Genomic DNA, 24,107 nt, shown 5'->3' with positions numbered 1-24,107 from the left:
GGTTTGCATTGACGTGTATTCATTCTTTTCCTTATAATTCAAAGTCTTTTTCTGCGGAGAGCGAATTTATCGCTCTCCGCAGCGTTTCCAATGTGGAAACCTTAACCGTACCACAGTCGTGGTAAGGTCTTTTTTAACGCGGTAGGAAGTGAAAAACAATGCCAACTATCAATCAACTCGTTCGTAAAGGACGTGTTGCGGAAAAACTGAAGAGCAAAGTACCTGCTCTTGAAGCTTGTCCGCAAAAGCGTGGTGTATGCACACGTGTATATACAACTACTCCAAAAAAACCAAACTCTGCATTGCGTAAAGTATGCAAAGTTCGCCTTACTAACGGTTTCGAAGTGATTTCGTACATCGGCGGTGAAGGCCATAACCTGCAAGAGCATAGCGTTGTATTGCTACGCGGCGGTCGTGTAAAAGATTTGCCAGGTGTTCGCTATCACTGCGTACGTGGCTCTCTTGACTTGGCTGGCGTTAAAAATCGTAAGCAGTCTCGCTCTAAGTATGGTGCAAAACGCCCTAAGGCTTAATTTGTATCGTATGAGTGGCGGCTACTAATGCAGTCGTCAAGTAAGTGGGCAATTTTATAGTTGTCCGCGGGGTTGTCCCCAGCTGAATGTCACATTAAGGAAGTATGTTATGCCAAGACGCAGAGAAGTCCCTAAGCGTGATGTGTTGCCAGATCCAAAATTTGGTAGCACAGAACTCGCAAAATTCATGAACGTTGTAATGCTCGATGGCAAAAAAGCTGTTGCCGAGCGTATCGTTTATGGTGCATTGGCCCAGATCGAGAAAAAGACTGGTAAAGATGCAATTGAAGTTTTTAACACCGCAATTGGTAATGTTAAGCCAGTTGTTGAAGTTAAGAGTCGCCGTGTCGGTGGCGCCAACTACCAGGTGCCAGTAGAAGTACGTCCAAGCCGTCGTCTGGCATTGTCGATGCGCTGGGTTCGCGAAGCGGCTCGTAAACGTGGTGAAAAATCAATGGATCTGCGTCTAGCAGGTGAACTTCTTGACGCGGCTGAAGGTCGTGGCGGCGCGATGAAAAAACGCGATGAAGTGCATCGTATGGCTGATGCTAATAAAGCATTCGCCCACTTCCGTTTCTAATCGCGTAATCAAGATAAGGAAATCGCCGTGGCTCGCAAGACCCCTATTGAGCGTTACCGCAATATTGGTATTTCCGCTCACATTGATGCTGGTAAAACAACCACAACAGAACGTGTTTTGTTTTATACCGGCGTTAACCATAAGATTGGTGAAGTTCATGATGGCGCGGCCACCATGGACTGGATGGAGCAAGAACAGGAACGTGGTATTACAATCACTTCTGCTGCTACGACCACATACTGGAAAGGTATGAGTCTGCAGTTTCCTGAGCATTTGATTAACATCATTGACACCCCAGGCCACGTTGACTTCACGATTGAAGTTGAGCGTTCAATGCGTGTTCTTGATGGTGCATGTATGGTTTATTGTGCTGTGGGTGGTGTTCAGCCTCAGTCTGAAACTGTATGGCGTCAAGCTAACAAGTACAAAGTTCCTCGTTTGGCTTTCGTGAACAAGATGGATCGCTCTGGCGCCAACTTCTTCCGTGCTGTTGAGCAGATGAAATTGCGCTTGAAAGCGAATCCTGTACCTGTAGTTATTCCTATTGGTGCAGAAGATAAGTTTGAAGGTGTGGTTGATTTACTTAAGATGAAAGCCATTATTTGGGATGAAGCATCCCAAGGTATGACTTTTACATACGGTGAGATTCCTGCTGATTTAGTATCGGTTGCGCAAGAGTGGCGCGAAAAAATGGTCGAAACGGCCGCCGAAGCGTCTGAAGAACTGATGAACAAGTACCTTGAAACTGGCGAATTGTCGGAAGAGGAAATTGTTGCGGCTATTCGTGCACGTACTTTGGCTTGTGAGATTCAGCCTGTGTTGTGCGGTTCTGCGTTCAAAAACAAAGGTGTTCAACGGATGTTGGATGCTGTGATCGAGTTCTTGCCATCACCTGTGGATATTGATGCAGTTAAGGGTATGGATGATCGTGATCAAGAAGTGACTCGCGAAGCTACAGATGACGCGCCGTTCTCTTCGTTGGCCTTCAAGCTAATGAATGATCCGTATGTTGGTCAATTGACATTCTTCCGTGTGTATTCGGGTACTTTGCAGTCTGGCGACTTTGTTTTGAATTCGAACAAAGACAAGAAAGAGCGTATTGGTCGTCTTGTGCAAATGCATGCGAATGATCGCAAAGAAATTGATGAAGTCCGCGCTGGTGACATCGCGGCTGCGATTGGTTTGAAGGATGTAACAACAGGTGAAACTCTTTGCGATTTGAAGGATGTAATTATTCTTGAACGCATGGTTTTCCCTGAGCCAGTGATTCACGTTGCTGTTGAGCCAAAAACTAAGGCTGACCAAGAAAAAATGGGTCTAGCCTTGGGTCGCTTGTCTAAAGAAGATCCTTCTTTCCGTGTTAAAACGGATGAAGAGACTGGTCAGACTATTATGTCTGGCATGGGTGAGTTGCACCTTGAGATCTTGGTTGATCGTATGCGTCGTGAATTTGGTGTAGAGGCTAACGTTGGTGCGCCACAAGTGGCTTACCGCGAGACCATTACCCAGGTTGCTGCGGACGTGCAAGGTAAGCATGCGAAACAGTCTGGTGGTAAAGGTCAGTACGGCGATGTGACTATTACTGTCGAGCCAGCTGGTGAGGGTAATGGCTATAGCTTTGTTGACGAAATTAAGGGTGGTGTAATTCCTCGTGAATTCATCCCTTCAGTTGATAAGGGTATTCAAAATACACTGAAGTCTGGTGTGTTGGCTGGCTTCCCTGTTGTTGACGTTAAGGTTCGTTTGACCTTTGGTTCATACCATGACGTGGATTCGTCGCAAATTGCGTTTGAACTTGCTGGTTCTATGGCATTCAAAGAGGCGATGCGTCGTGCTGGTCCTGTAATTCTTGAGCCAATGATGTACGTTGAAATTGAAACGCCTGAAGATTATATGGGCGACATCATGGGTGATATTTCTTCTCGTCGTGGTTTATTGCAAGGCATGGATGATAATCCTGCTGGCGGAAAAATGATTAAAGCGGAAGTTCCACTGTCTGAGATGTTTGGTTACTCGACAACTCTGCGCTCTATGTCGCAAGGTCGTGCTACATACTCAATGGAATTTAAGCATTATTCAATTGCGCCTAAGCACATTGCTGATGCAATTGTTACCAAGAAATAATTTTAATTAAGGAATTTTGAAAAATGGCAAAAGAAAAGTTTGCACGGACTAAGCCTCACGTTAACGTGGGTACGATTGGTCACGTGGATCATGGTAAAACAACGCTGACAGCTGCAATTACTACTGTTTTATGTAGAAAATTTGGCGGTATCGTTAAAGACTACGCTTCAATTGATAGTGCGCCAGAAGAAAAAGCACGCGGTATTACTATTAATACTGCGCACGTTGAATACGAAACAGAAAAACGTCATTACGCACACGTTGACTGCCCAGGTCACGCGGATTATGTGAAAAACATGATTACCGGTGCGGCGCAGATGGATGGCGCAGTTTTGGTGGTTTCTGCTGCTGATGGTCCTATGCCACAAACCCGCGAGCACATCTTATTGTCTCGTCAGGTTGGTGTTCCATACATCATCGTATTCATGAACAAAGCTGATTTAGTTGATGATGCTGAGTTGCTTGAGTTGGTTGAAATGGAAATTCGTGATTTGTTGAACAAATACGATTTCCCTGGCGATGACACTCCGGTTATTACTGGTTCTGCTCGTCTGGCACTGGAAGGTGACCAATCAGAATACGGCGAGCCAGCAATTTTACGCTTGGCAGATGCTTTGGATACTTACATTCCTGAGCCAGAACGTGCAATCGACGGTGCATTCTTGATGCCAGTTGAAGATGTGTTCTCTATTTCTGGTCGCGGTACTGTTGTGACTGGTCGTGTTGAGCGCGGCATTGTTAAAGTGGGTGAAGAGATCGAGATCGTTGGTATTGTGCCAACAGTTAAGACGACTTGTACTGGTGTTGAGATGTTCCGTAAATTGCTTGACCAAGGTCAAGCGGGTGACAACATTGGTGCCTTGCTTCGTGGTACTAAGCGTGAAGATGTTCAGCGCGGTCAAGTATTGGCTAAGCCAGGTTCGATCACGCCGCACACTAAGTTTACTGCTGAGATCTATGTATTGTCTAAAGATGAAGGTGGTCGTCATACGCCATTCTTTAGCAATTACCGTCCACAGTTCTACTTCCGTACGACTGATGTAACTGGCGCGATTGAATTGCCAGAAGGTACAGAAATGGTAATGCCTGGTGATAATGTATCGATCACTGTGACCTTGATCTGCCCAGTAGCGATGGAACAAGGTTTGCGTTTCGCGATTCGCGAAGGTGGTCGTACAGTTGGCGCTGGTGTTGTTGCCACTGTTCTTGCTTAAGGAACTTGGAAATGCAAAATCAGAAAATTCGTATCCGCTTGAAGGCTTTTGATTATTCTTTGATCGATCGTTCGGCTCAAGAAATTGTTGAAACAGCAAAGCGTACAGGTGCAGTTGTTAAGGGTCCGATTCCTTTGCCAACAAAAATTGAACGTTATGATATTTTGAGTTCACCACACGTAAATAAAACTGCGCGTGATCAATTTGAGATTCGTACTCACTTGCGTATGTTGGATATTGTTGATCCAACTGACAAGACTGTTGATGCATTGATGAAGCTGGATTTGCCAGCTGGCGTTGATGTTGAAATTAAATTGAACTAATGACTCAGTTTTGCCGTTAAGGGCGAAAGCTCTTGCGACGGTTAATAAACTTTGTTAGTATCACGGGCTTGCCATTTAGTATGGCAAGCCCGTTTTATTTTTTAATAGTCATAGCCAGTCAATCGTAACTGGCCCTTGAAAAGGGAATAACTATGAGCTTAGGTCTTGTAGGTCGCAAAGTCGGCATGACCCGCGTATTTGCTGAGGATGGCGCTTCCATTCCAGTGACTGTGTTGGACATGGCTGCAAATCGCGTCACGCAAATCAAAACTCTGGAAGCTGACGGCTACTCTGCTGTTCAGGTTACTTTCGGTACAAAAAAAGCAAGTCGAGTGAATAAGGCTGAGGCTGGTCATTTCGCGAAAGCAGGCGTTGAAGCAGGTTTGGCACTCGTTGAGTTCCGTATTCCTGCAGAGAAAGCTGCTGAGTTGAAAGCTGGTGATGCTTTGTCGGTTGAGTTGTTTAGTGTTGGTCAAATGGTTGATGTTACTGGTACTAGCCAAGGTAAGGGTTGGGCTGGTGTTATCAAGCGTTATCATTTTGCTTCGAATCGTGCAACGCACGGTAATTCACTGTCGCATCGTTCTGCTGGCTCTATCGGTCAAGCGCAAGATCCGGGTCGTGTTTTGCCAGGTAAACGCATGGCTGGTCAGCTCGGTAATGTTCAGCGTACCGTGCAAAATCTTGAAATCGTGCGAGTTGATGCTGAGCGTCAATTGCTGCTGGTTAAGGGTGGTGTACCAGGCTCCAAGGGCAATGACGTTATCGTTCGTTCGAGCGTTAAGGCAGGTGCATAATGGAACTAAAAGTTGTTAATACGAAAGGCGAGGCTCAAGTAGCTATTGCTGCTTCAGATGACTTGTTTGGTCGTGAATTTAATGAAGCCTTGGTTCATCAGGTTGTAACTGCTTATTTTGCCAACGCTCGTAGCGGTAATCGCGCACAGCTGGGTCGTGGTAATGTAAAGCATTCGACTAAAAAGCCGTGGCGTCAAAAAGGTACTGGCCGTGCTCGTGCTGGTATGACATCTTCTCCGTTGTGGCGTGGTGGTGGTCGTGCATTCCCGAACAGCCCTGACGAGAATTTCTCGCATAAAGTTAACCGTAAGATGTACCGTGCTGGTATTGCAACAATTATGTCGCAATTGGTGCGTGAGGAACGTCTGATCGTTGTTGATTCTTTTGCCCTAGAAGCACCTAAGACTAAGGCTTTTGCCCAAAAATTGGCGGAAATGCAGCTCGATAACGTGCTCATTGTGACCAAAGAATTGGAAGAAAATCTGTATTTGGCTTCCCGTAATCTTCCGCACGTGTTGGTGTTGGAAGCGGCTCAGGTAGATCCAGTTAGTTTGGTGCGCTTCAAAAAAGTTGTGTTCACTCGTGATGCACTACAGGCTTTTGAGGAGTTGTTTGCATGATCAAAATTGCAGAAAATCGCATGCTTCAAGTGATTTTAGCTCCAATAGTTTCTGAAAAGAGTACTTTGGTTGCTGAAAAAGCTGAGCAAGTCGTATTTCGTGTTTCTACCGATGCGACTAAAGCTGAAATCAAGGCTGCTGTTGAGCTTCTCTTTAAAGTGAAGGTCGAGGCGGTCAACGTAGTTAATGTTAAAGGCAAGTCTAAGCGTTTTGGCCGTACGAATGGTCGTCGCAAAGATTGGAAAAAAGCTTATGTGAGCTTGGTATCCGGTCAAGAACTTGACCTTGCAGCTGCGCAATAAGGGGACTAAACATGGCATTGGTAAAAGTTAAGCCGACATCGCCCGGTCGCCGCGCAGTCGTTAAGGTTGTAAATCCTGACTTGCATAAGGGTGCACCATACGCTCCTTTGTTGGTTAAGAAATCAAAGACCGGTGGCCGTAATAATAATGGTCATATCACCACTCGTCATATCGGCGGTGGTCATAAGCAGCATTATCGCTTGGTTGATTTCCGTCGCAATAAAGATGGTATCGTCGCCAAGGTTGAGCGTCTAGAGTACGATCCAAACCGCACTGCCAACATTGCTTTGTTGTGCTATACGGATGGTGAGCGTGCTTACATCATTGCCCCTAAGGGCTTGAGTGCAGGCATGACGGTAATTTCTGGTTCTGATGCGCCGATCAAGGTTGGTAATACACTTCCTATTCGGAATATTCCAGTTGGCTCGACGATTCATTGTATCGAAATGCAGCCTGGCAAAGGTGCACAAATCGCACGTTCGGCGGGTACTAGCGTTCAGTTGTTGGCTCGTGATGGCATGTACGCACAGTTACGTCTTCGCTCTGGTGAAATTCGTAAAGTACACGTTGATTGCCGTGCAACAATCGGTGAAGTGGGTAACGGTGAGCATAGCCTACGTTCATACGGTAAAGCGGGTGCAAAACGCTGGTTGGGTATTCGTCCAACAGTGCGTGGTACTGCGATGAATCCGGTGGATCATCCGCACGGTGGTGGTGAAGGCCGTACTGGTGAAGGTCGTGTTCCAGTTAGTCCGTGGGGTCAGCCAGCTAAGGGCTATCGTACGCGTCGTAACAAGCGTACTAGCAATATGATCGTGCGCCGTCGTCCAGCGAACAAGAGGTAATGTAAATGGCACGTTCTCTTAAAAAGGGTCCATTTGTTGACCTGCACTTGTTGAAAAAAGTTGAGGCAGTTCGAGCAACAAATGACAAGCGCCCAGTTAAAACTTGGTCACGTCGTTCTACAGTACTGCCAGACTTTGTTGGTCTGACAATTGCTGTGCATAACGGTAAGCAGCATATTCCTGTTTACGTTAATGAAAACATGGTTGGCCACAAGTTGGGTGAGTTCGCACTGACCCGTACTTTCAAAGGTCACGCCGCGGACAAAAAATCCAAGCGATAAGGTGAAGACATGCAAGTATCTGCTGTACTAAGCAACACTCGCCTCTCCGCTCAAAAAGCGCGGCTTGTCGCTGACCTGGTCCGTGGCAAATCCGTTGAGCAGGCGTTAAATATTCTGGCCTTCAGCCCTAAAAAGGGTGCAGTTTTAATTAAGAAGGTTTTGGAGTCGGCTATTGCCAATGCCGAGCACAATGAGGGTGCCGATATCGACACTCTTAAAGTGAAAACGATTTATGTGGATAAAGGGCCTTCTTTGAAGCGTTTTACTGCTCGTGCTAAAGGCCGTGGCAATAAAATCGAGAAGCAAACTTGCCACATTACGCTGACTGTTGGCGATTAAGGAGCGACTCATGGGTCAGAAAATTCATCCGACGGGTTTTCGTTTACCTGTCACTAAAAATTGGTCCTCGCGCTGGTATGCTAATAGCAGCAACTTTGCCAAAATGCTTAACGAAGATATCGAAGTTCGTGCATTTTTGAAGAAAAAGTTGGTTGGTGCTGCTGTACTAAGCAACACTCGCCTCTCCGCTCAAAAAGCGCGGCTTGTCGCTGACCTGGTCCGTGGCAAATCCGTTGAGCAGGCGTTAAATATTCTGGCCTTCAGCCCTAAAAAGGGTGCAGTTTTAATTAAGAAGGTTTTGGAGTCGGCTATTGCCAATGCCGAGCACAATGAGGGTGCCGATATCGACACTCTTAAAGTGAAAACGATTTATGTGGATAAAGGGCCTTCTTTGAAGCGTTTTACTGCTCGTGCTAAAGGCCGTGGCAATAAAATCGAGAAGCAAACTTGCCACATTACGCTGACTGTTGGCGATTAAGGAGCGACTCATGGGTCAGAAAATTCATCCGACGGGTTTTCGTTTACCTGTCACTAAAAATTGGTCCTCGCGCTGGTATGCTAATAGCAGCAACTTTGCCAAAATGCTTAACGAAGATATCGAAGTTCGTGCATTTTTGAAGAAAAAGTTGGTTGGTGCTGCTGTTAGTCGTATCGTAATTGAGCGTCCGGCTAAAAATGCAAAAGTTACAATTTACTCGGCACGCCCTGGTGTTGTAATTGGCAAGAAAGGCGAAGATATTGAGCAGTTGAAGCTTGCTTTGCAGAAAATCTTGAACGTGCCTGTGCATGTAAATATTGAAGAAGTTCGCAAGCCAGAAATCGATGCGCAAATTATTGCTGATAGCATTACTTCGCAATTAGAAAAACGTGTGATGTTCCGTCGTGCTATGAAGCGCGCCATGCAAAATGCAATGCGCCTTGGTGCGCAGGGCATTAAAATTATGTCGTCTGGTCGCTTGAATGGTATCGAAATTGCGCGTACTGAATGGTATCGTGAAGGCCGTGTGCCATTGCATACATTGCGTGCAGATATTGACTATGCAACTTCTGAAGCTAAGACAACCTACGGTATTATTGGTGTTAAGGTTTGGGTCTACAAAGGTGATGTGAAGCCTGGCGATAAGTTCGCCGCTGAGCCAGTAGAAACACAGAAGAAACCACGTAAGGGGCCTCGAAATGCTGCAGCCAACTAGACTCAAGTACCGTAAGGTTCAAAAAGGTCGCAATACTGGTATCGCCACTCGTGGAAATACTGTTGCGTTCGGTGAGTACGGTTTGAAGGCAACTAGCCGTGGCCGCTTAACTGCGCGTCAAATTGAATCTGCTCGTCGTGCGATTACTCGTTATATTAAACGTGGTGGTCGTGTTTGGATTCGTGCGTTTCCAGATAAGCCTATTTCTACAAAGCCTGCTGAAGTTCGTATGGGTGGAGGGAAGGGTTCTCCGGATTACTACGTTGCTGAAATTCAGCCGGGTAAAGTATTGTACGAATTGAATGGTGTATCTGAAGAGGTTGCGCGCGAGGCTTTCCGTCTGGCGTCTGCTAAATTACCTTTCTCAGTTACCATGGTTACACGTCAAGTGGGGCAATGATGAAAGCATCTGAACTACAACAGAAATCCGTCGAAGAGCTTAAGGGCGAATTGACGGCGCTGCTGAAGGCGCAGTTTAGTCTTCGCATGCAACATGCGACAGGCCAATTGGCTAACACTAGTGAGATTAAACGTGTGCGTAAAGATGTTGCGCGCGTTCTTACCGTTCTGAATCAGAAGGCGGCTTAATATGAGCGAAGCTAAACTCAAGCGTACGCTGACTGGTCGAGTGGTTAGCGCAAAGATGGACAAAACAGTAACTGTATTGGTGGAGCGCTTAGTTAAGCACCCGCTGTATGGTAAAATGGTGCGTCAGTCTAAGAAGTATCATGCGCACGACGAATCAAACCAGTATGCTGCTGGTGATTTGGTAGTTATTGCAGAGTGCCGTCCATTGTCTAAGACAAAAAATTGGACAGTAACTGCATTGGTAGAAAAAGCCCGCGCAGCATAATTTAAACAAATTTTGCGTAAAGGCTTGTGGGGGTGTTCTGCGTTGTGTAGAATGCCCCTTTCATTGTGTGACCTGCGGTTGTGGGTTGCACTGTTTTCCCTTCGGGATCCAAAACTAGCCGCTATTGGCTCGGTAATGCCGGGCACCTGGTTTGCCAGGCTGATTAAGCGGGTTAAGTTGGAGGTTTGTCTTAAATGATTCAAATGCAATCAAAGCTAGATGTTGCTGATAACACTGGTGCGCGTTCTGTAATGTGCATTAAGGTGTTGGGCGGCTCAAAGCGTCGTTACGCGTCTGTTGGTGATATCATTAAGGTCAGCATTAAAGATGCTGCCCCACGTGGTCGAGTCAAAAAAGGCGATGTATACAATGCAGTCGTAGTTCGTACTGCTAAGGGTGTTCGTCGTGCTGATGGTGCGCTCATCAAGTTTGATGGTAACGCAGCAGTTCTTCTTAATGCAAAACTTGAGCCAATTGGCACTCGTATCTTTGGGCCGGTTACGCGCGAATTGCGTACCGAACGCTTTATGAAGATCGTGTCTCTTGCGCCAGAAGTTCTTTAAGGAGTATCCAGCATGAACAAGATTCGCAAAGGCGATGAAGTAATCGTTCTCACTGGCAAAGATAAGGGTAAGCGCGGTACTGTGCTTACTTCTATTCCAGCTGAAGGTCGTGTTGTGGTTGAAGGTGTTAATATTGTTAAAAAACATCAAAAACCAAATCCAATGCGCGGTGTTCAGGGTGGTATCGTTGAGTTGACTAAGTCAGTTGACGTATCTAATGTGGCTATTTTCAATACTGCGACTGGCAAGGCTGATCGTGTTGGCTTCAAGACTCTTGAAGACGGCAAGAAAGTCCGTGTATTTAAGTCGAGTGGCGAAGTGGTTGGCGGCTAAGGGGAATCAAGATGGCTCGTTTTCAAGAGATTTATGAGAACCAGATTGTTCCCGAGTTGGTCAAGCAATTCGGTTACAAGTCTGTAATGCAAGTGCCTCGTATTGAAAAAATCACCATAAACATGGGTGTTGGTGAGGCAGTTGCAGATAAAAAAGTAATGGATTTCGCAGTTGGCGATATGCAAAAGATTGCAGGTCAAAAGCCGGTTGTTACAAAATCAAAAAAATCAATTGCTGGTTTTAAGATTCGTGACGGCTATCCGGTTGGCTGCAAGGTGACTTTGCGTCGTGAACGTATGTTTGAATTCCTTGATCGCCTGGTTACTATCGCGCTGCCGCGTGTACGTGACTTCCGTGGTATCGGTGGCAAGTCCTTTGATGGTCGTGGCAACTTTAACATGGGTGTGAAAGAGCAAATTATCTTCCCGGAAATCGAGTACGATAAGATTGATGCGCTTCGTGGTATGAATATCACGATCACAACTACGGCTAAAACTGACGATGAAGCGCGTGCTCTGCTCGCTGCATTCAAATTCCCGTTTAAGACTTGAGGCGATCATGGCAAAACTTGCACTGATTAATCGTGAAGCAAAGCGCGTAGCTGTAGTTGCGAAGTTTGCAGCTAAACGTGCAGCGCTCTTGGTCGTTATTAACGATCAAAACGCGAGTGAGGAAGATCAATTCCAAGCCCGCTTGAAACTCCAGCAACTCCCACGTAATGCATCTCCAGTTCGTTTGCACAATCGTTGCACATTAACTGGTCGCTCACGTGGCGTGTTCCGCAAATTCGGTCTCGGTCGCAGCAAGCTGCGTGAACTCGCTTTCAAGGGCGAAGTACCGGGTCTGGTCAAAGCTAGCTGGTAATAGGAGAGATAACACATGGCAATGCATGATCCTATCGCCGATATGTTGACTCGTATCCGCAATGCACAACGTGCCGACAAAGCTGCTGTAGCTATGCCATCTTCAAAATTGAAGGTTGCTATCGCTAAGGTTCTAGTTGAAGAAGGTTATGTTGAATCGTTTACTGTTGCTGGTGATGTTAAGCCGGTGTTGACGATTGAATTGAAATACTACGCAGGTCGCCCAGTAATTGAGCGTCTTGATCGTGTTTCAAAACCAGGTCTGCGTGATTACCGCGGTGCTGGCGACATTCCAAATGTAATGAATGGTCTTGGTGTGGCGATCGTGTCTACATCCAAGGGTGTGATGACCGACCGCAAAGCGCGTGCCAATGGTGTTGGTGGCGAGCTTTTGTGCATCGTTGCTTGATGAGGTATCACAATGTCCCGCGTAGCTAAAAATCCGGTAACCATTCCGGCAGGCGTTGAAGTTAATATCGCCGCAGGTGAAATCGTAGTTAAGGGTCCAAAAGGATCTTTGACGCAACCTATTGTTACTGATGTAACTGTTAAAGTTGAAGATGGCTCAGTCATTTTCTCGGCCAACGGAAATAGCAAATTTGCTCGTTCTATGTCTGGTACTTTGCGTGCGCTAGTTAACAACATGGTTAATGGTGTTTCTAAGGGCTTTGAACGTAAATTGACACTTGTAGGTGTTGGTTATCGTGCTCAGGCCCAAGGTGAAGTATTGAACCTGTCATTAGGTTTCTCTCATCCAGTTGCTCATGCTATTCCTGAGGGAATTACGTGTGAGACCCCAACTCAGACTGAGATCCTTTTGAAAGGTGCCGATAAACAACTTGTTGGTCAGGTTGCCGCAGAGATTCGTGCCTACCGTTCGCCAGAGCCATATAAAGGCAAGGGCGTTCGTTATGCTGATGAAGTTGTGGTTATCAAAGAAACCAAGAAGAAGTAATCGAGGCTGAATCATGGATAAGAATCAAAGTAGACTTCGCCGTGCACGTAAAACCCGTGCCAAGATTGCGGAGCTCAAGGTTGTGCGCTTGTCGGTCCATCGTACCAATAGCCATATGTACGCCCAAATTATTGATGCAACGGGTGGTAATGTTTTGGCTTCAGCCAATACTCTGGAGACAGGGTTGCGTGCTGAAATCAAAAATGGTGGCAGTGTTGCTGGTGCAGCAGCTGTTGGTAAGTTGATTGCTGAACGTGCTAAGGCTGCTGGTATTGAATCAGTTGCTTTTGACCGTTCCGGCTTCCAGTACCATGGCCGCGTAAAAGCGTTGGCTGATGCTGCTCGTGAAGCTGGCCTGGCCTTCTAATTGAGTTTGGAGTTGAATAATGGCTAAGAACGAAAGAGAAGAAGTCAAGGACGGTCTACTCGAAAAAATGGTTAGCGTTAATCGCGTAACCAAAGTAGTGAAGGGTGGTCGTATCCTTGGTTTCGCAGCACTGACCGTTGTTGGTAATGGCGATGGTAGTGTTGGTATGGGTAAAGGCAAATCGAAAGAGGTGCCTGTCGCTGTACAGAAAGCAATGGAAGAAGCTCGCCGTAAAATGGTAAAAGTAAGTCTGCGTAATGGTACTGTGCAACACACAGTATTTGGTAAGCACGGTGCTACTACTGTGTTTATGCAGCCTGCACCTGAAGGTACTGGTATTATTGCTGGTGGCCCAATGCGTGCTGTTTTTGAGGTAATGGGCATTCATAACATTACTGCAAAATGCCATGGCTCTACCAATCCATATAATATCGTTCGCGCGACTTTGGATGGATTGGCTAAATTGCATACCCCTTCTGATATTGCTGCTAAACGCGGCAAAACAGTTGAAGAAGTTCTTGGGGGTGCGCAATGAGCGACGTTAAAACAATTAAAGTGACTCTAGTTAAAAGCTTGATTGGTCGTCTTGAGGCTCATAAAGCATGTGCTCGTGGTTTGGGTTTGCGTCGAATGAACAGCTCTGCTGTTGTTATCGATACACCTGAGAATCGCGGTATGGTTAATAAAATCAGCTACTTGCTAAAGGTGGAGGGTTAATATGCAACTCAATAACCTAACTCCTGGTGCCGGCGCAAAGCATGCTTCTAAGCGTGTTGGTCGTGGTATCGGTTCTGGTTTGGGCAAGACTTGCGGTCGTGGTCATAAGGGACAAAAATCTCGTACTGGCGGCTTCCATAAAGTAGGTTTTGAAGGCGGTCAAATGCCTTTACAACGCCGTTTGCCAAAACGTGGTTTTGTATCTCTTGCTAAAGGCAAGAATGCTGAAATTACTTTGTCTGAATTAAATGCTTTGCCAATTGGTGAGGTTGACTTGTTGAGTCTAATTCAGGCTGGTCTGATTTCTCAGCACTCTTTGACTTGCAAAGTTGTTTTGTCTGGCTCGATCGAGCGCGCAGTGACTGTTAAAGGTTTGGGCGTAACGAAAGGTGCTAAGGCTGCAATCGAAGCTGCTGGCGGTTCTATTAGCGAGTAATGTTGTAAATCAACAGGATAGGGCAGAACGTGGCAAATCCCGCTTTGGCTGGCTCGGCAAGTAAATTTGCCGATCTTAAAAAACGGATCTGGTTCGTTATAGGTGCGCTGATCGTTTATCGTATCGGCGCACATATTCCAGTACCGGGTATTAATCCGGTTGAGCTGGCGAACTTGTTCCAATCGTCACAAACTGGCTTGTTAAACATGTTTAACATGTTTTCAGGTGGTGCTTTATCGCGTTTTACTGTATTTGCGATAGGTATCATGCCTTACATTTCGGCATCGATCATAGTTCAGCTTGCCGGTGAGGTGTTGCCTTCCCTAAAGCAGTTGAAGAAAGAGGGTGAGTCGGGTAAGCGAAAGCTTACACAGTACACTCGCTACTTCACTGTTCTTTTGGCTTCGGCACAAAGTTTTGGTATTTCGATGATGTTGTTCCGCCAGCCTAATTTGGTGGTTATGGATCAAGGAATGTTTGTCGCTGTGACAATGATTTCTTTGGTTACCGGAACAATGTTTTTGATGTGGCTTGGCGAGCAAATTACTGAGCGTGGATTGGGTAATGGTATTTCCATCTTGATTTGTGCTGGTATTGCTGCTGGTGTTCCTTCTGCGATTGCAAAAACATTAACGTTATCAAGCCAAGGCTCTTTGCCAATTTTATTGGTATTGTTCTTGTTCGTTGGCGTTGTTTTATTGACGGCTGTAGTGGTTTTTGTTGAGCGTGGGCAGCGTAAGGTGCCTATTCAATATGCAAAAAGACAGGTCGGAAATCGTTTAATGCAAGCGCAAAGTTCATTTTTGCCACTAAAAATAAATATGGCTGGTGTTATTCCACCAATTTTTGCTTCTTCAATTATTTTATTTCCGGCTACGGTGTTGTCGTGGACTGGTAATGGTGAAAAATTGACTTGGCTCAAATCTTTGGGTGATATGCTTCATCCAGGTCAGCCCCTGTATGTTTTGTTTTATGCTGCTGCAATCATCTTTTTCTGTTTTTTCTATACGGCATTGGTTTTTAGTCCGCGTGAAACTGCTGATAATTTGAAGAAAAGCGGTGCTATGGTGCCTGGGTATCGTCCTGGTGAGCATACTGCAAAATATGTAGAAAAATTAATACTAAGATTGACATTGATCGGTGCTGTTTACATCACTATCATTTGCTTGATTCCTGAATTTCTGATTCTGAAATGGAATGTTCCATTCTACTTTGGTGGTACTTCGCTGCTCATCTTGGTGGTGGTTACTATGGACTTTATGGCGCAGTTGCAGTCTTATGTGCTGTCGCATCAATATGAAGGTCTGTTGAAGAAGGCGAACTTCAAGGGTTAATTGATTTGCATTTTTTGTGCAAGTGTCATTTTAATAGTTGGATATGTTCTCGGTGCAATCTGTATTGTGCTGAGAATTTGTCCTAATTCAGACATGCGGCTCCTGTTTTGCTTCCCAGACTGTATTGAATGCTATAGTATTCATTCCCTCTTGGGTGGGCGGTTGTGAATTTATTCTCAGCTGTTTAAACAGGGATTGTATTGTATTTCAACTTACTTGTTGAAATTTTACTTTGATCGTAAAGGATAGACCATGAGAGTTCAGGCATCGGTCAAGAAAATCTGCCGTAACTGCAAGATTATTCGTCGCAACCGTGTTGTACGTGTAATTTGTACAGACCCGCGGCATAAGCAACGTCAAGGCTGATTGAGTTAATTGGCTATTGGTGTTAAGATCCACCACTTTTTAACCTGGGGTAAGAAGTATGGCCCGTATTGCTGGGGTTAATATTCCCAATCATCAGCATACTGTGATCGGCCTTCAGGCTATTTTCGGTATTGGTCAAACTCGCGCTAAAGCGATTTGTGCAATTACTGAAATTGAGCCAAGTAAGAAGGTAAAAGATCTCAGTGATGTTGAACTTGAAAAATTGCGTGACGAAGTAGGCAAGTTCACAATTGAAGGTGATCTACGTCGTGAAGTAACCATGAATATCAAGCGTCTTATGGATCTTGGTTGTTATCGTGGATTACGTCATCGTAAAGGCTTACCTTGTCGCGGTCAGCGCACGAAAACCAATGCACGTACTCGTAAGGGTCCGCGCAAGGCTATTGCTGGCAAGAAGTAATTAAGGACAAAAATTATGGCTAAAGCAAACACAGCTCGTGTACGTAAGAAAGTCAAGAAGAGCGTGTCTGAAGGTATCGTGCACGTTCACGCTTCTTTCAATAACACGATCATTACCATCACCGATCGCCAAGGCAATGCTTTATCTTGGGCTACCTCGGGCGGTGCTGGTTTCAAGGGCTCTCGTAAAAGTACACCTTTTGCTGCACAGGTTGCCGCAGAAGCTGCTGGTAAAGTTGCCCAAGAATATGGTGTTAAGAACCTCGAAGTTCGTATCAAGGGTCCAGGTCCAGGTCGTGAATCTGCAGTGCGCGCATTGAACGCACTTGGTTTCAAGATCACCAGTATCTCGGATGTGACGCCTGTTCCGCACAACGGCTGCCGTCCGCCGAAGAAGCGTCGTATCTAATTCTGGAGTAACAAATGGCTCGTTATATTGGACCTAAGTGCAAACTCGCACGCCGCGAAGGAACGGATCTGTTCTTGAAGAGCGCGCGTCGTTCGCTCGATAGCAAATGCAAGCTGGAACAAGCCCCAGGCCAGCATGGCGCGAAGAAAAATACGCGTCAGTCGGACTACGGCGTTCACCTGCGTGAAAAGCAAAAGATCCGTCGTATTTACGGCGTTTTAGAGCGTCAATTCCGTGGTTATTTCCATGAAGCGGCTCGTCGTAAAGGTTCTACAGGTGAAAATCTGTTGAAACTTCTCGAAAGTCGTCTCGATAATGTTGTTTATCGCATGGGCTACGGTTCGACTCGTTCTGAATCTCGTCAACTAGTTTCCCATAAAGCTATCACTGTCAATGGCAAACCTGTAAACATTCCTTCTTTCCAAGTGAAAGCTGGTGATGTGGTTGCTGTACGTGAGAAGTCTAAGAAGCAAGTACGTATCCAAGAGGCTCTTTCTCTTGCTGAAGGTATTGGTTTCCCAAATTGGGTTCAGGTTGATTCTAAGAAAATGGAAGGCGTATTTAAAAATATGCCAGAGCGTTCCGATCTATCTAGTGATATTAATGAATCGCTAGTAGTGGAATTCTATTCCAAGTAATAACCTGACCCGCTAAGGCAAGGGATACTGACTTATGCAAATCAACGCAAACGACTTGCTCAAACCGCGCATTATTGACGTTCAGACTGTTGCTACGGCACATGCTAAAGTCGTAATGGAGCCTTTTGAGCGTGGTTATGGCCATACGCTCGGTAATGCATTACGCCGAATTTTGCTTTCTTCTATGCCGGGTTTTGCTCCGACAGAAGTAAAGATTGAAGGTGTTGTGCATGAATACTCCGCGCTGGATGGTGTACAGGAAGATGTCGTTGACATCCTGTTGAACCTTAAAGGCGTTGTGCTCAAGCTGCATGGTCGGGACTCTGTTACTCTCACCCTTTCAAAAGAGGGTGAGGGTATCGTGACGGCGTCCGACATCCAGCTGCCGCATGATGTCGAAGTGATCAATCCAGAACATGTGATTGCTCATCTTTCTGCTGGTGGTAAGTTAAACATGGAAATTACAGTCGAAAAAGGTCGTGGTTATCAGCCAGCTCCTGCTCGATTGAATAAGGAAGAGGGTCGTACCATTGGTACGGTTATGCTGGATGCTTCATTCAGCCCAATTCGCCGTGTTAGTTATCATGTAGAGAGTGCTCGTGTCGAACAGCGTACCGATCTTGACCGCTTGATTATCGACATTGAAACTAATGGCGTGATTGAGCCGGATGAGGCAGTTCGCCAAGCCGCTCGGATGTTGATTGACCAGCTCGGCGTATTTGCTGACTTGGAAGGTACGCCAGAAGTTACAGTTGCAGAACCTACTATTACCATAGATCCTATCTTATTACGTCCGGTAGATGATCTTGAATTGACAGTACGTTCGGCAAATTGCCTCAAAGCGGAAAACATCTATTACATTGGCGATCTGATTCAGCGAACAGAAACTGAGTTGTTAAAAGCTCCGAATTTGGGTCGTAAATCGTTGAATGAGATCAAAGAAGTGCTAGCTTCGAAGGGCCTTAGCCTCGGCATGCGCCTAGAAAACTGGCCTCCGGCTGGCTTAGATAAGCCTTGAAGTCCGGCACTAGTAAAGGAACTGACAAATGCGTCACCGTCTTTCTAATCGTAAACTGAACCGCACGACAAGTCATCGTCTTGCTATGCTTCGCAACTTGGCTAACTCGTTGTTGAAGCATGAAGTTATTAAAACGACTCTACCAAAGGCTAAAGAATTACGCCGTGTTGCAGAGCCGTTGATTACTTTAGGTAAAAAACCTTGTTTGGCTAATCGTCGCTTGGCTTTTGACCGTACTCGTGATCGTGAAGTTGTAGTTAAATTGTTTGATATTCTAGGCCCTCGTTATGCTGCACGTAACGGTGGCTACCTTCGGATCTTGAAGTGCGGCTTCCGTCAGGGTGACAATGCTCCTATGGCATATGTTGAACTTGTGGATCGCCCAGAAGAAGCTGAAGCTGTAGACGCTGCTGAATAAAATAGTTTTAAAAAAAGGCCAACTTTGTTGGCCTTTTTTTTTGCCTAAGTATTTTCTTGTAATAGTTTAAATGTTTCTATCATTTTTTAATAGAAAACCAATGTGGCATGGATTTTGTAAAGTGACGGCGTTGATTTATTAATATTCAATAATTCTAGCCGCGGCTGTTTCTATTTGATACCAGCGCCATTCTTTGGCTATTTTGAGCGCGGTATTAACGATTATTGCATGTGCTTCATCGTTGCTAATGTGCAAGATTCTGGCGAGTTTTTCAGTGTCGATATGATTTAATTCTTGATTCCAACTCCATTCTGTATGTCTTGCTATTGATGTGGAAGTTAGAACTAAAATAACTCTTGGATCATTGGTGTCGCTTTCATTGATCAAATGCAGCATTATTTTAGGTAGATGCCAGTGAGTGATTAATTCTTGCTGTAATTCATTAACGGTGCAGCCTAAAACTTCTTTTTGAGTTGTTTTGCTTCTAATCTCGGGATTGTTTTTTAGGGTGTCTCGAATTTTGAGCATTAATCCAGGGGCGGCTAACCACAGTAAAATTTCAGCTGTTTCATGTAACAGCGCTGCCGTGATAATTTCTTTTGGATCTATATCACGTCGAAATTTACTCATGGTTTCAGCAAGCTGTGCTGCATAATATGCTCTAGCACAGGTTTTTAGGCAGGTTTGTAATATGTCGGCATTCTTAGATAATTCTTCTTCTAAAATTGTGCAGTCACGTATAATTTCAAAAAATTCTTTTACGCCAATCATTAATAGTACTTTTTCAATGCTGGTGATATCGGTTGTTTGTTGGTGACTTCGCCGAAGTGCTTGATGCTTTAACATCTTTAGGCTTAATAATGGATCATGTCTAATTATAAAAGCGAGGTCTCGTAGATCGATACACTCCATATTACTGCGCAACTTAGTGATATGCTCTCGAGTGCTAGCAAGTATTGGTATGTCAATTTGACTGAGAGTATTAATCCAGCTGCTTACACTTCTCGGATTGTTCTGCATCATTATCTTATTCTTTTGAAAGGCAATTTTATATGGCACGCTATGCTATTGGCGATATACAAGGATGCTATTCAGAGTTGAGATCCTTGCTTTCTCTTATCCAGTTTAATCCAGATTCTGACAAAGTCTATCTTGTTGGTGACTTGGTCAATCGTGGGCCTCAGTCTTTAGAAGTTTTACGATTCGTTAAGTCGTTCTCTCCGGCAATAGAAGTGGTGCTTGGTAATCATGATCTACATCTACTAGCGTGCTGGGTGGGGGTATCCCCCATAAAAGAACTCGATACAATTGATTCAATATTAAATGCTGCGGATGTGAATGAATTGCTTCATTGGTTAAGAAAACAACCCTTGGTGATTGAATTAATGGATTGTTATATCTGTCATGCTGGAATAAATCCAACTATTTCGATAGATGAGTCATTGCGTATTGCTGAAAATTGTAATGCAAAATTATCATCGGATGAATTCCAGCAATGGCTACAGATCATGTATGGGAATGTACCCACTACATGGAATGCTGGCCTCACAGCAGAGTCTGAGTTTCGATTTGGAATTAACTCATTTACAAGAATGCGCATGTTAGATCGACTGGCATTGGAATTTAAATTCAAAGGAGATGTCGCAGATACTCCTGGGCAATTAATTCCATGGTATATGGTTGAGTCCGATGCTTCAAAACGAATTGTATTTGGGCATTGGTCGACTCTAGGCTTAATGGTGAATCAGCAATTTGCCAGTCTGGATACTGGGTGTATTTGGGGGGGGCAACTAACAGCGCTATGTTTGGATGATGGACATCTATATCAAGTACCTTCCGAGCATGATTGCCAATTTGTCCTTGAGTAAATTTTCTGTATTTGTTTATATCCAATTTTATTGTGAAGTAGATTTTTCGTATGAACACATTTTTTAGATGTGATTATGATTATTTACGCGTGAAAAAGTGCTGTGCATATCGTTCGCTGAGTTGTTTTGTGGGGAGCAACATTAAAAAATCAGCCGTATTAAATGCCGGATCCCATGCGGGCTCTCCACAAATCATTGCCCCCGCTCTTAGATAGCCTTTTATGAGTGCAGGCACTTCCACTGGCTTGGTGTGATGTTGATTCGGTATTGGTAGTGGCATACGAGGAAATACTCGCCATTCAATTGGAGCTAGCGATTTGTTGGCAATTTGTGAATATAAATGAATGGCAGTATGTGCATTGTCAATGAGTGAGACACTGGCACAGCCAATCATGTACTGGTAATTATTTTCGGCCATGTATTTTGCTAGCCCAGCCCATAGTAATGTGATGGTGGCCCCATTTCTATATTTGGGATGGACGCAGCTTCGACCTAATTCAACAAGTTGTGGGCGAATATGCTGTAGTCGTGTTAAATCAAATTCGGTGTCAGAGTAGTAGCTACCCACTTTTCTAGCTTGGTGCGGGGGGAGTATGCGATAAGTACCGACGACTTCGCCGGAGTTTTCGTCGTGGGCAACAAGATGGTCACAGTAGTCGTCAAACAAGTCGCGATCAAGCCCGCTGAATTTACTGGGTAGTTGTGCCCCCATTTCTTCTACAAAAACTTTATACCGTAGTGCCTGAGCCGCATTGATCGTTTCTTGATTGCTGGCGATAGAAACAGTTAGTTTTCGACTTTTTTTGCCGTGAGTAGAAAATTTATTTTCGAGGTGCATAATAACTCTCCTGATTGGAGAGTTCAAATTACTAGCCTCGTATTACAGGGGTGTGATATATGGATGAATTTGTGATTACGAGCTAGTCATCGACTTTGAATGGATCTAGTTCAAGTAATTCGGGCGGATTGGATTCATCAGGAACTCGATAAGACTCTGATGCCCATGCGCCTAAATCAATTAGCTTGCAGCGTTCGGAACAAAAGGGCCGAAAGGCATTGTCTGTTGAGTAGGGCATGCTATGTCCACAGGAAGGACATTTAATTATTTTCTTCATAAATTACAATAAGCAAGAGTAAACGACACATCGCTATCAATCACTTTGGCTCTTTCGCCACTGGTGCTTGGTACGACGAATCTAATATTAATGGCATATCGATTTGCTGAAAGTTCAGGGATGGCGGGTAAATCGCTATTTAAACTGACTTTGAGTAATTGAACTGTTTTGCCGCCAGACATTTGCTGAAACGAACCCGATTTCGCAATAAAGTGGCTAGATTTTGCTGAGTCACGGAGTAATTTAAGTACAATGTCTAGACCCTGCTTAATTGGCATTAATGGGTTTAGCCAGCGAGCTAAATCATTTTTTCGTCGTTCAGCCGCTTGAGTGCGCCAATAGTGATAAGAGGGTAAATCAAATTCACAAACGCCGCCAGGAATAGAGCTACGTTGCTTAATTGCCATTAGCCACTCATTTTCACGCAAGTATTGCCCTAATTTGCCCGTCATATTTAAAAGGCGAGCATGTGTAGATTCGATATCCAATAATACTCGATCTAAAGCATCCTCAGAAATATGTGGGTTGTTGCGAAGGGCGAGTAGCGTTTGCCGCTGCCGTTCTAGTTCTTGGAGTAAATCAGACTTTAAATCAGCACGACTGGCCACTTCCATAATTTCGAAAATACCAAGTAAAGCCATGTGATGATCAATAGGCTGCTCACGCGAAGCGAACTCTTCGGTGCGGACATAGAGATCTTCGAGCCGAAGAAGGGTTCGTATTCTCTCATTGATCGGAAATTCGTAACTGATCACAATGCATAGGTCCGGTAAAGATTCGCAATTTTGCAGCATACACTACAATTTGAAAACCTATTGTTTGATTGATTTAAACTTTTGCAGCAAAAAATCATGTGTTTGCGACACTTTCGCGTCGATATCCTTCAATGTTCCGTCGTTGCGGAGTATTTCATCAGCATATTGGTTTCGCTGCTCACGATTTATTTGCGTGGCAATGATTTGTTTGATTTCAATTTCAGATAAATGATTTCTAGCTTTAACACGTTCAATTTGTAAATCTTCTTCACAATCGATTGCAATAGAATAATCAATTAGGTTCTGAAATAATTGAGTTTCAAATAGCAAAGGAACCGCCAAAATGCAATAGGCTTGTTCTGGCCGTTCGTTTTGAATTAACGCTGCGGCCATTGTATAGATCAGAGGGTGGAGTATTTTTTCTAGAGTTTGTTTGCCTGTTGGATTAGAAAAAACATGTTGTCGCATCCAAACACGATTTAGCGCACCATTATCTTGCAATGCAGACTCACCAAATTTCGCCACAATTAAGGGCATCGCAGATGAATCGGCTTGCGTTAACTGATGGGCAAGTAGGTCGGTATCAATGACCGTGATACCTAGGCGTATAAATGCATGGCAGAAGCTACTTTTGCCGCTACCAATACCGCCCGTTATGCCGACGACGTGCACTTATGCAATCCCATACAGCATGAGCGATAGATCTTTACCCCAAATCAAAGCCAGCAAGCCGGCAACACCAAGGTAGGGCCCAAATGGCATCGGCTTATTCCAGCCTCGATTTTGCCCTAAAACCATCACAATGCCGATTGCGGCACCTGCAAAAGAAGACAATAAAATAATCATTGGAATCATGCTCCAACCAAACCAAGCGCCCAGGGCGGCAAGTAATTTAAAATCGCCGTAGCCCATCCCTTCTTTGCCTGTGAGTAATTTAAATGCCCAGTATACGAGCCAAAGTGACATGTATCCTGCGATTGCGCCATATACCGCACTTTCTAGGGAGGTAAAGACGCTAAAGCTATTGAAAATTAATCCAATCCAAATCAATGGCAATGTCAAACTATCAGGCAGCAGATACGTATCGGCATCAATCATAATGAGTGTGATTAAGAACCACGCCAGAATGAGAGCGCCAATGAGCGGGGCACTATAGCCAAAATGCCAGGCCAGTCCACCTGAAATCAGTGCGGTCATTAACTCTACCAGTGGATAGCGCACACTGATTTTGTTTTTACACTGTCGACATTGGCCACGCAGCAGTAGCCAACTCAGAATTGGAATATTCTCGAGAGCGGTTATTTGATGTCCGCATTTTGGACACGCTGAGCGTGGAACGACTAAATTATATTTAGCTGCAGGGATCTGCATTGGCTCGGCGAGGAGTGCGCTACATTCTTGTTTGAATTCACGCTCCATCATGATCGGTAGGCGATGGATCACCACGTTTAAAAAACTACCGACGAGCAAACCAAGTACCGCGATACAAAAAATAAACATAGAAATTTCAATTGAAGAATTCATAAAA

The 24,107-nt window shown here is 44.8% G+C and carries 40 protein-coding genes and 1 pseudogene; 35 read left to right on the top strand and 6 right to left on the bottom strand.

Annotation, left to right across the window (positions count from 1 at the left end):
- Positions 1-158 precede the first annotated feature (158 nt).
- From rpsL to rplQ, 34 genes and pseudogenes are all read left to right on the top strand, one after another.
- Positions 159-533 (top strand): 30S ribosomal protein S12, encoded by a 375-nt coding sequence (gene rpsL / locus Q0V82_RS07380; RefSeq protein WP_173532454.1) that lies wholly within the window; start codon positions 159-161, stop codon positions 531-533.
- Between the two features lie 109 nt (positions 534-642).
- Positions 643-1,113, top strand: coding sequence for a 30S ribosomal protein S7 (rpsG, locus tag Q0V82_RS07375; RefSeq protein ID WP_173532453.1), 471 nt, complete (start codon positions 643-645; stop codon positions 1,111-1,113).
- Positions 1,114-1,140: 27 nt separating this feature from the next.
- Positions 1,141-3,237, top strand: coding sequence for an elongation factor G (fusA, locus tag Q0V82_RS07370; protein WP_297574165.1), 2,097 nt, complete (start codon positions 1,141-1,143; stop codon positions 3,235-3,237).
- 23 nt (positions 3,238-3,260) lie between these two features.
- Positions 3,261-4,451, top strand: a complete 1,191-nt coding sequence (gene tuf / locus Q0V82_RS07365) for an elongation factor Tu (protein ID WP_297574163.1) — start codon at positions 3,261-3,263, stop codon at positions 4,449-4,451.
- An 11-nt stretch (positions 4,452-4,462) separates the two neighbouring features.
- Positions 4,463-4,774, top strand: coding sequence for a 30S ribosomal protein S10 (gene rpsJ / locus Q0V82_RS07360; protein ID WP_173532450.1), 312 nt, complete (start codon positions 4,463-4,465; stop codon positions 4,772-4,774).
- 152 nt (positions 4,775-4,926) lie between these two features.
- Complete coding sequence (gene rplC / locus Q0V82_RS07355) at positions 4,927-5,571, top strand: 50S ribosomal protein L3 (protein ID WP_173532449.1); 645 nt, start codon at positions 4,927-4,929, stop codon at positions 5,569-5,571.
- Positions 5,571-6,191 (top strand): 50S ribosomal protein L4, encoded by a 621-nt coding sequence (gene rplD / locus Q0V82_RS07350; protein ID WP_297574161.1) that lies wholly within the window; start codon positions 5,571-5,573, stop codon positions 6,189-6,191. Before rplC ends, rplD begins: the two co-directional genes overlap by 1 nt.
- A gap of 5 nt (positions 6,192-6,196) precedes the next feature.
- Entirely contained in the window at positions 6,197-6,493 is a 297-nt protein-coding gene (rplW, locus tag Q0V82_RS07345) for a 50S ribosomal protein L23 (RefSeq protein WP_203564299.1), read from the top strand.
- 11 nt (positions 6,494-6,504) lie between these two features.
- Positions 6,505-7,338: a 50S ribosomal protein L2 gene (gene rplB / locus Q0V82_RS07340; RefSeq protein WP_297574158.1), complete on the top strand. Its 834-nt coding sequence runs from the start codon at positions 6,505-6,507 to the stop codon at positions 7,336-7,338.
- 5 nt (positions 7,339-7,343) lie between these two features.
- Complete coding sequence (rpsS, locus tag Q0V82_RS07335; protein ID WP_027469928.1) at positions 7,344-7,619, top strand: 30S ribosomal protein S19; 276 nt, start codon at positions 7,344-7,346, stop codon at positions 7,617-7,619.
- 9 nt (positions 7,620-7,628) lie between these two features.
- Positions 7,629-7,958 carry a 50S ribosomal protein L22 gene (rplV, locus tag Q0V82_RS07330; RefSeq protein WP_173532445.1) on the top strand — a complete coding sequence of 110 codons (330 nt, stop codon included), beginning with the start codon at positions 7,629-7,631 and terminating at the stop codon, positions 7,956-7,958.
- A 10-nt stretch (positions 7,959-7,968) separates the two neighbouring features.
- Positions 7,969-8,124, top strand: a pseudogene (locus Q0V82_RS07325) (30S ribosomal protein S3); the annotation flags it as partial.
- Complete coding sequence (rplV, locus tag Q0V82_RS07320) at positions 8,107-8,436, top strand: 50S ribosomal protein L22 (protein WP_297574195.1); 330 nt, start codon at positions 8,107-8,109, stop codon at positions 8,434-8,436. The pseudogene Q0V82_RS07325 and the gene rplV (Q0V82_RS07320), both read left to right, overlap by 18 nt.
- A gap of 10 nt (positions 8,437-8,446) precedes the next feature.
- A complete protein-coding gene (gene rpsC, locus Q0V82_RS07315) occupies positions 8,447-9,151 on the top strand; it encodes a 30S ribosomal protein S3 (protein ID WP_226764968.1) in 705 nt (234 codons plus the stop codon).
- Positions 9,135-9,551 carry a 50S ribosomal protein L16 gene (rplP, locus tag Q0V82_RS07310; protein WP_173532443.1) on the top strand — a complete coding sequence of 139 codons (417 nt, stop codon included), beginning with the start codon at positions 9,135-9,137 and terminating at the stop codon, positions 9,549-9,551. Before rpsC ends, rplP begins: the two co-directional genes overlap by 17 nt.
- Positions 9,551-9,739 carry a 50S ribosomal protein L29 gene (rpmC, locus tag Q0V82_RS07305; protein WP_173534589.1) on the top strand — a complete coding sequence of 63 codons (189 nt, stop codon included), beginning with the start codon at positions 9,551-9,553 and terminating at the stop codon, positions 9,737-9,739. Before rplP ends, rpmC begins: the two co-directional genes overlap by 1 nt.
- Before the next feature lies 1 nt (position 9,740).
- Positions 9,741-10,004, top strand: a complete 264-nt coding sequence (gene rpsQ, locus Q0V82_RS07300; RefSeq protein WP_297574155.1) for a 30S ribosomal protein S17 — start codon at positions 9,741-9,743, stop codon at positions 10,002-10,004.
- A 194-nt stretch (positions 10,005-10,198) separates the two neighbouring features.
- Entirely contained in the window at positions 10,199-10,567 is a 369-nt protein-coding gene (rplN, locus tag Q0V82_RS07295; protein WP_173532441.1) for a 50S ribosomal protein L14, read from the top strand.
- A 12-nt stretch (positions 10,568-10,579) separates the two neighbouring features.
- Entirely contained in the window at positions 10,580-10,900 is a 321-nt protein-coding gene (gene rplX, locus Q0V82_RS07290) for a 50S ribosomal protein L24 (RefSeq protein WP_027469935.1), read from the top strand.
- Positions 10,901-10,911: 11 nt separating this feature from the next.
- The gene (gene rplE, locus Q0V82_RS07285) at positions 10,912-11,451 is read left to right on the top strand and encodes a 50S ribosomal protein L5 (RefSeq protein WP_173532439.1); all 540 of its coding nucleotides are present in this window, start codon (positions 10,912-10,914) and stop codon (positions 11,449-11,451) included.
- Positions 11,452-11,458: 7 nt separating this feature from the next.
- Complete coding sequence (rpsN, locus tag Q0V82_RS07280; RefSeq protein WP_297574150.1) at positions 11,459-11,764, top strand: 30S ribosomal protein S14; 306 nt, start codon at positions 11,459-11,461, stop codon at positions 11,762-11,764.
- Positions 11,765-11,779: 15 nt separating this feature from the next.
- Complete coding sequence (rpsH, locus tag Q0V82_RS07275) at positions 11,780-12,172, top strand: 30S ribosomal protein S8 (RefSeq protein ID WP_173532437.1); 393 nt, start codon at positions 11,780-11,782, stop codon at positions 12,170-12,172.
- Between the two features lie 12 nt (positions 12,173-12,184).
- The gene (gene rplF, locus Q0V82_RS07270) at positions 12,185-12,718 is read left to right on the top strand and encodes a 50S ribosomal protein L6 (RefSeq protein ID WP_297574145.1); all 534 of its coding nucleotides are present in this window, start codon (positions 12,185-12,187) and stop codon (positions 12,716-12,718) included.
- A 13-nt stretch (positions 12,719-12,731) separates the two neighbouring features.
- Positions 12,732-13,085 carry a 50S ribosomal protein L18 gene (gene rplR, locus Q0V82_RS07265; protein ID WP_226764965.1) on the top strand — a complete coding sequence of 118 codons (354 nt, stop codon included), beginning with the start codon at positions 12,732-12,734 and terminating at the stop codon, positions 13,083-13,085.
- Positions 13,086-13,104: 19 nt separating this feature from the next.
- The gene (gene rpsE / locus Q0V82_RS07260) at positions 13,105-13,620 is read left to right on the top strand and encodes a 30S ribosomal protein S5 (protein ID WP_226764964.1); all 516 of its coding nucleotides are present in this window, start codon (positions 13,105-13,107) and stop codon (positions 13,618-13,620) included.
- On the top strand, positions 13,617-13,802 hold the full coding sequence (gene rpmD / locus Q0V82_RS07255; RefSeq protein ID WP_027469942.1) for a 50S ribosomal protein L30: 186 nt from the start codon (positions 13,617-13,619) through the stop codon (positions 13,800-13,802). Before rpsE ends, rpmD begins: the two co-directional genes overlap by 4 nt.
- 1 nt (position 13,803) lies before the next feature.
- The gene (gene rplO / locus Q0V82_RS07250) at positions 13,804-14,238 is read left to right on the top strand and encodes a 50S ribosomal protein L15 (protein ID WP_226764963.1); all 435 of its coding nucleotides are present in this window, start codon (positions 13,804-13,806) and stop codon (positions 14,236-14,238) included.
- Positions 14,239-14,267: 29 nt separating this feature from the next.
- Complete coding sequence (secY, locus tag Q0V82_RS07245) at positions 14,268-15,572, top strand: preprotein translocase subunit SecY (RefSeq protein WP_297574141.1); 1,305 nt, start codon at positions 14,268-14,270, stop codon at positions 15,570-15,572.
- Positions 15,573-15,824: 252 nt separating this feature from the next.
- Positions 15,825-15,938 carry a 50S ribosomal protein L36 gene (gene rpmJ, locus Q0V82_RS07240; RefSeq protein ID WP_018748524.1) on the top strand — a complete coding sequence of 38 codons (114 nt, stop codon included), beginning with the start codon at positions 15,825-15,827 and terminating at the stop codon, positions 15,936-15,938.
- 58 nt (positions 15,939-15,996) lie between these two features.
- Positions 15,997-16,359 carry a 30S ribosomal protein S13 gene (gene rpsM, locus Q0V82_RS07235; protein WP_173532430.1) on the top strand — a complete coding sequence of 121 codons (363 nt, stop codon included), beginning with the start codon at positions 15,997-15,999 and terminating at the stop codon, positions 16,357-16,359.
- A gap of 15 nt (positions 16,360-16,374) precedes the next feature.
- A complete protein-coding gene (rpsK, locus tag Q0V82_RS07230) occupies positions 16,375-16,767 on the top strand; it encodes a 30S ribosomal protein S11 (RefSeq protein WP_027469946.1) in 393 nt (130 codons plus the stop codon).
- Positions 16,768-16,781: 14 nt separating this feature from the next.
- Positions 16,782-17,405, top strand: a complete 624-nt coding sequence (gene rpsD, locus Q0V82_RS07225; protein ID WP_027469947.1) for a 30S ribosomal protein S4 — start codon at positions 16,782-16,784, stop codon at positions 17,403-17,405.
- A gap of 34 nt (positions 17,406-17,439) precedes the next feature.
- Positions 17,440-18,423, top strand: a complete 984-nt coding sequence (locus Q0V82_RS07220) for a DNA-directed RNA polymerase subunit alpha (protein WP_173532429.1) — start codon at positions 17,440-17,442, stop codon at positions 18,421-18,423.
- Between the two features lie 28 nt (positions 18,424-18,451).
- Positions 18,452-18,841, top strand: a complete 390-nt coding sequence (rplQ, locus tag Q0V82_RS07215) for a 50S ribosomal protein L17 (RefSeq protein ID WP_297574136.1) — start codon at positions 18,452-18,454, stop codon at positions 18,839-18,841.
- A gap of 138 nt (positions 18,842-18,979) precedes the next feature.
- On the opposite strand, the gene Q0V82_RS07210 is transcribed toward rplQ, so the two are convergent.
- Positions 18,980-19,864 (bottom strand): HDOD domain-containing protein, encoded by an 885-nt coding sequence (locus tag Q0V82_RS07210; protein WP_297574134.1) that lies wholly within the window; start codon positions 19,862-19,864, stop codon positions 18,980-18,982.
- A gap of 29 nt (positions 19,865-19,893) precedes the next feature.
- Here Q0V82_RS07210 and Q0V82_RS07205 point away from each other — a divergent pair, with 29 nt between their 5' ends.
- Complete coding sequence (locus tag Q0V82_RS07205; RefSeq protein ID WP_297574132.1) at positions 19,894-20,709, top strand: symmetrical bis(5'-nucleosyl)-tetraphosphatase; 816 nt, start codon at positions 19,894-19,896, stop codon at positions 20,707-20,709.
- 79 nt (positions 20,710-20,788) lie between these two features.
- Here Q0V82_RS07205 and Q0V82_RS07200 read toward each other — a convergent pair whose 3' ends face one another.
- The 5 genes from Q0V82_RS07200 to Q0V82_RS07180 form a co-directional block, all read right to left on the bottom strand.
- On the bottom strand, positions 20,789-21,547 hold the full coding sequence (locus Q0V82_RS07200; RefSeq protein WP_297574130.1) for a GNAT family N-acetyltransferase: 759 nt from the start codon (positions 21,545-21,547) through the stop codon (positions 20,789-20,791).
- A gap of 82 nt (positions 21,548-21,629) precedes the next feature.
- Complete coding sequence (locus tag Q0V82_RS07195) at positions 21,630-21,824, bottom strand: DNA gyrase inhibitor YacG (protein WP_297574128.1); 195 nt, start codon at positions 21,822-21,824, stop codon at positions 21,630-21,632.
- The gene (gene zapD / locus Q0V82_RS07190) at positions 21,821-22,618 is read right to left on the bottom strand and encodes a cell division protein ZapD (RefSeq protein WP_297574126.1); all 798 of its coding nucleotides are present in this window, start codon (positions 22,616-22,618) and stop codon (positions 21,821-21,823) included. The genes Q0V82_RS07195 and zapD overlap by 4 nt, the downstream gene beginning before the upstream one ends.
- An 18-nt stretch (positions 22,619-22,636) precedes the next feature.
- Complete coding sequence (gene coaE, locus Q0V82_RS07185; protein WP_297574124.1) at positions 22,637-23,251, bottom strand: dephospho-CoA kinase; 615 nt, start codon at positions 23,249-23,251, stop codon at positions 22,637-22,639.
- Positions 23,252-24,103: an A24 family peptidase gene (locus Q0V82_RS07180; protein ID WP_297574122.1), complete on the bottom strand. Its 852-nt coding sequence runs from the start codon at positions 24,101-24,103 to the stop codon at positions 23,252-23,254.
- Positions 24,104-24,107 lie beyond the last annotated feature (4 nt).

The sequence above is a fragment of the uncultured Deefgea sp. genome (assembly GCF_947072475.1).
Lineage (GTDB): Bacteria > Pseudomonadota > Gammaproteobacteria > Burkholderiales > Chitinibacteraceae > Deefgea.
Note: the sequence above shows the minus strand (reverse complement) of the source record. Positions and strands in the feature narration are given on the sequence as shown.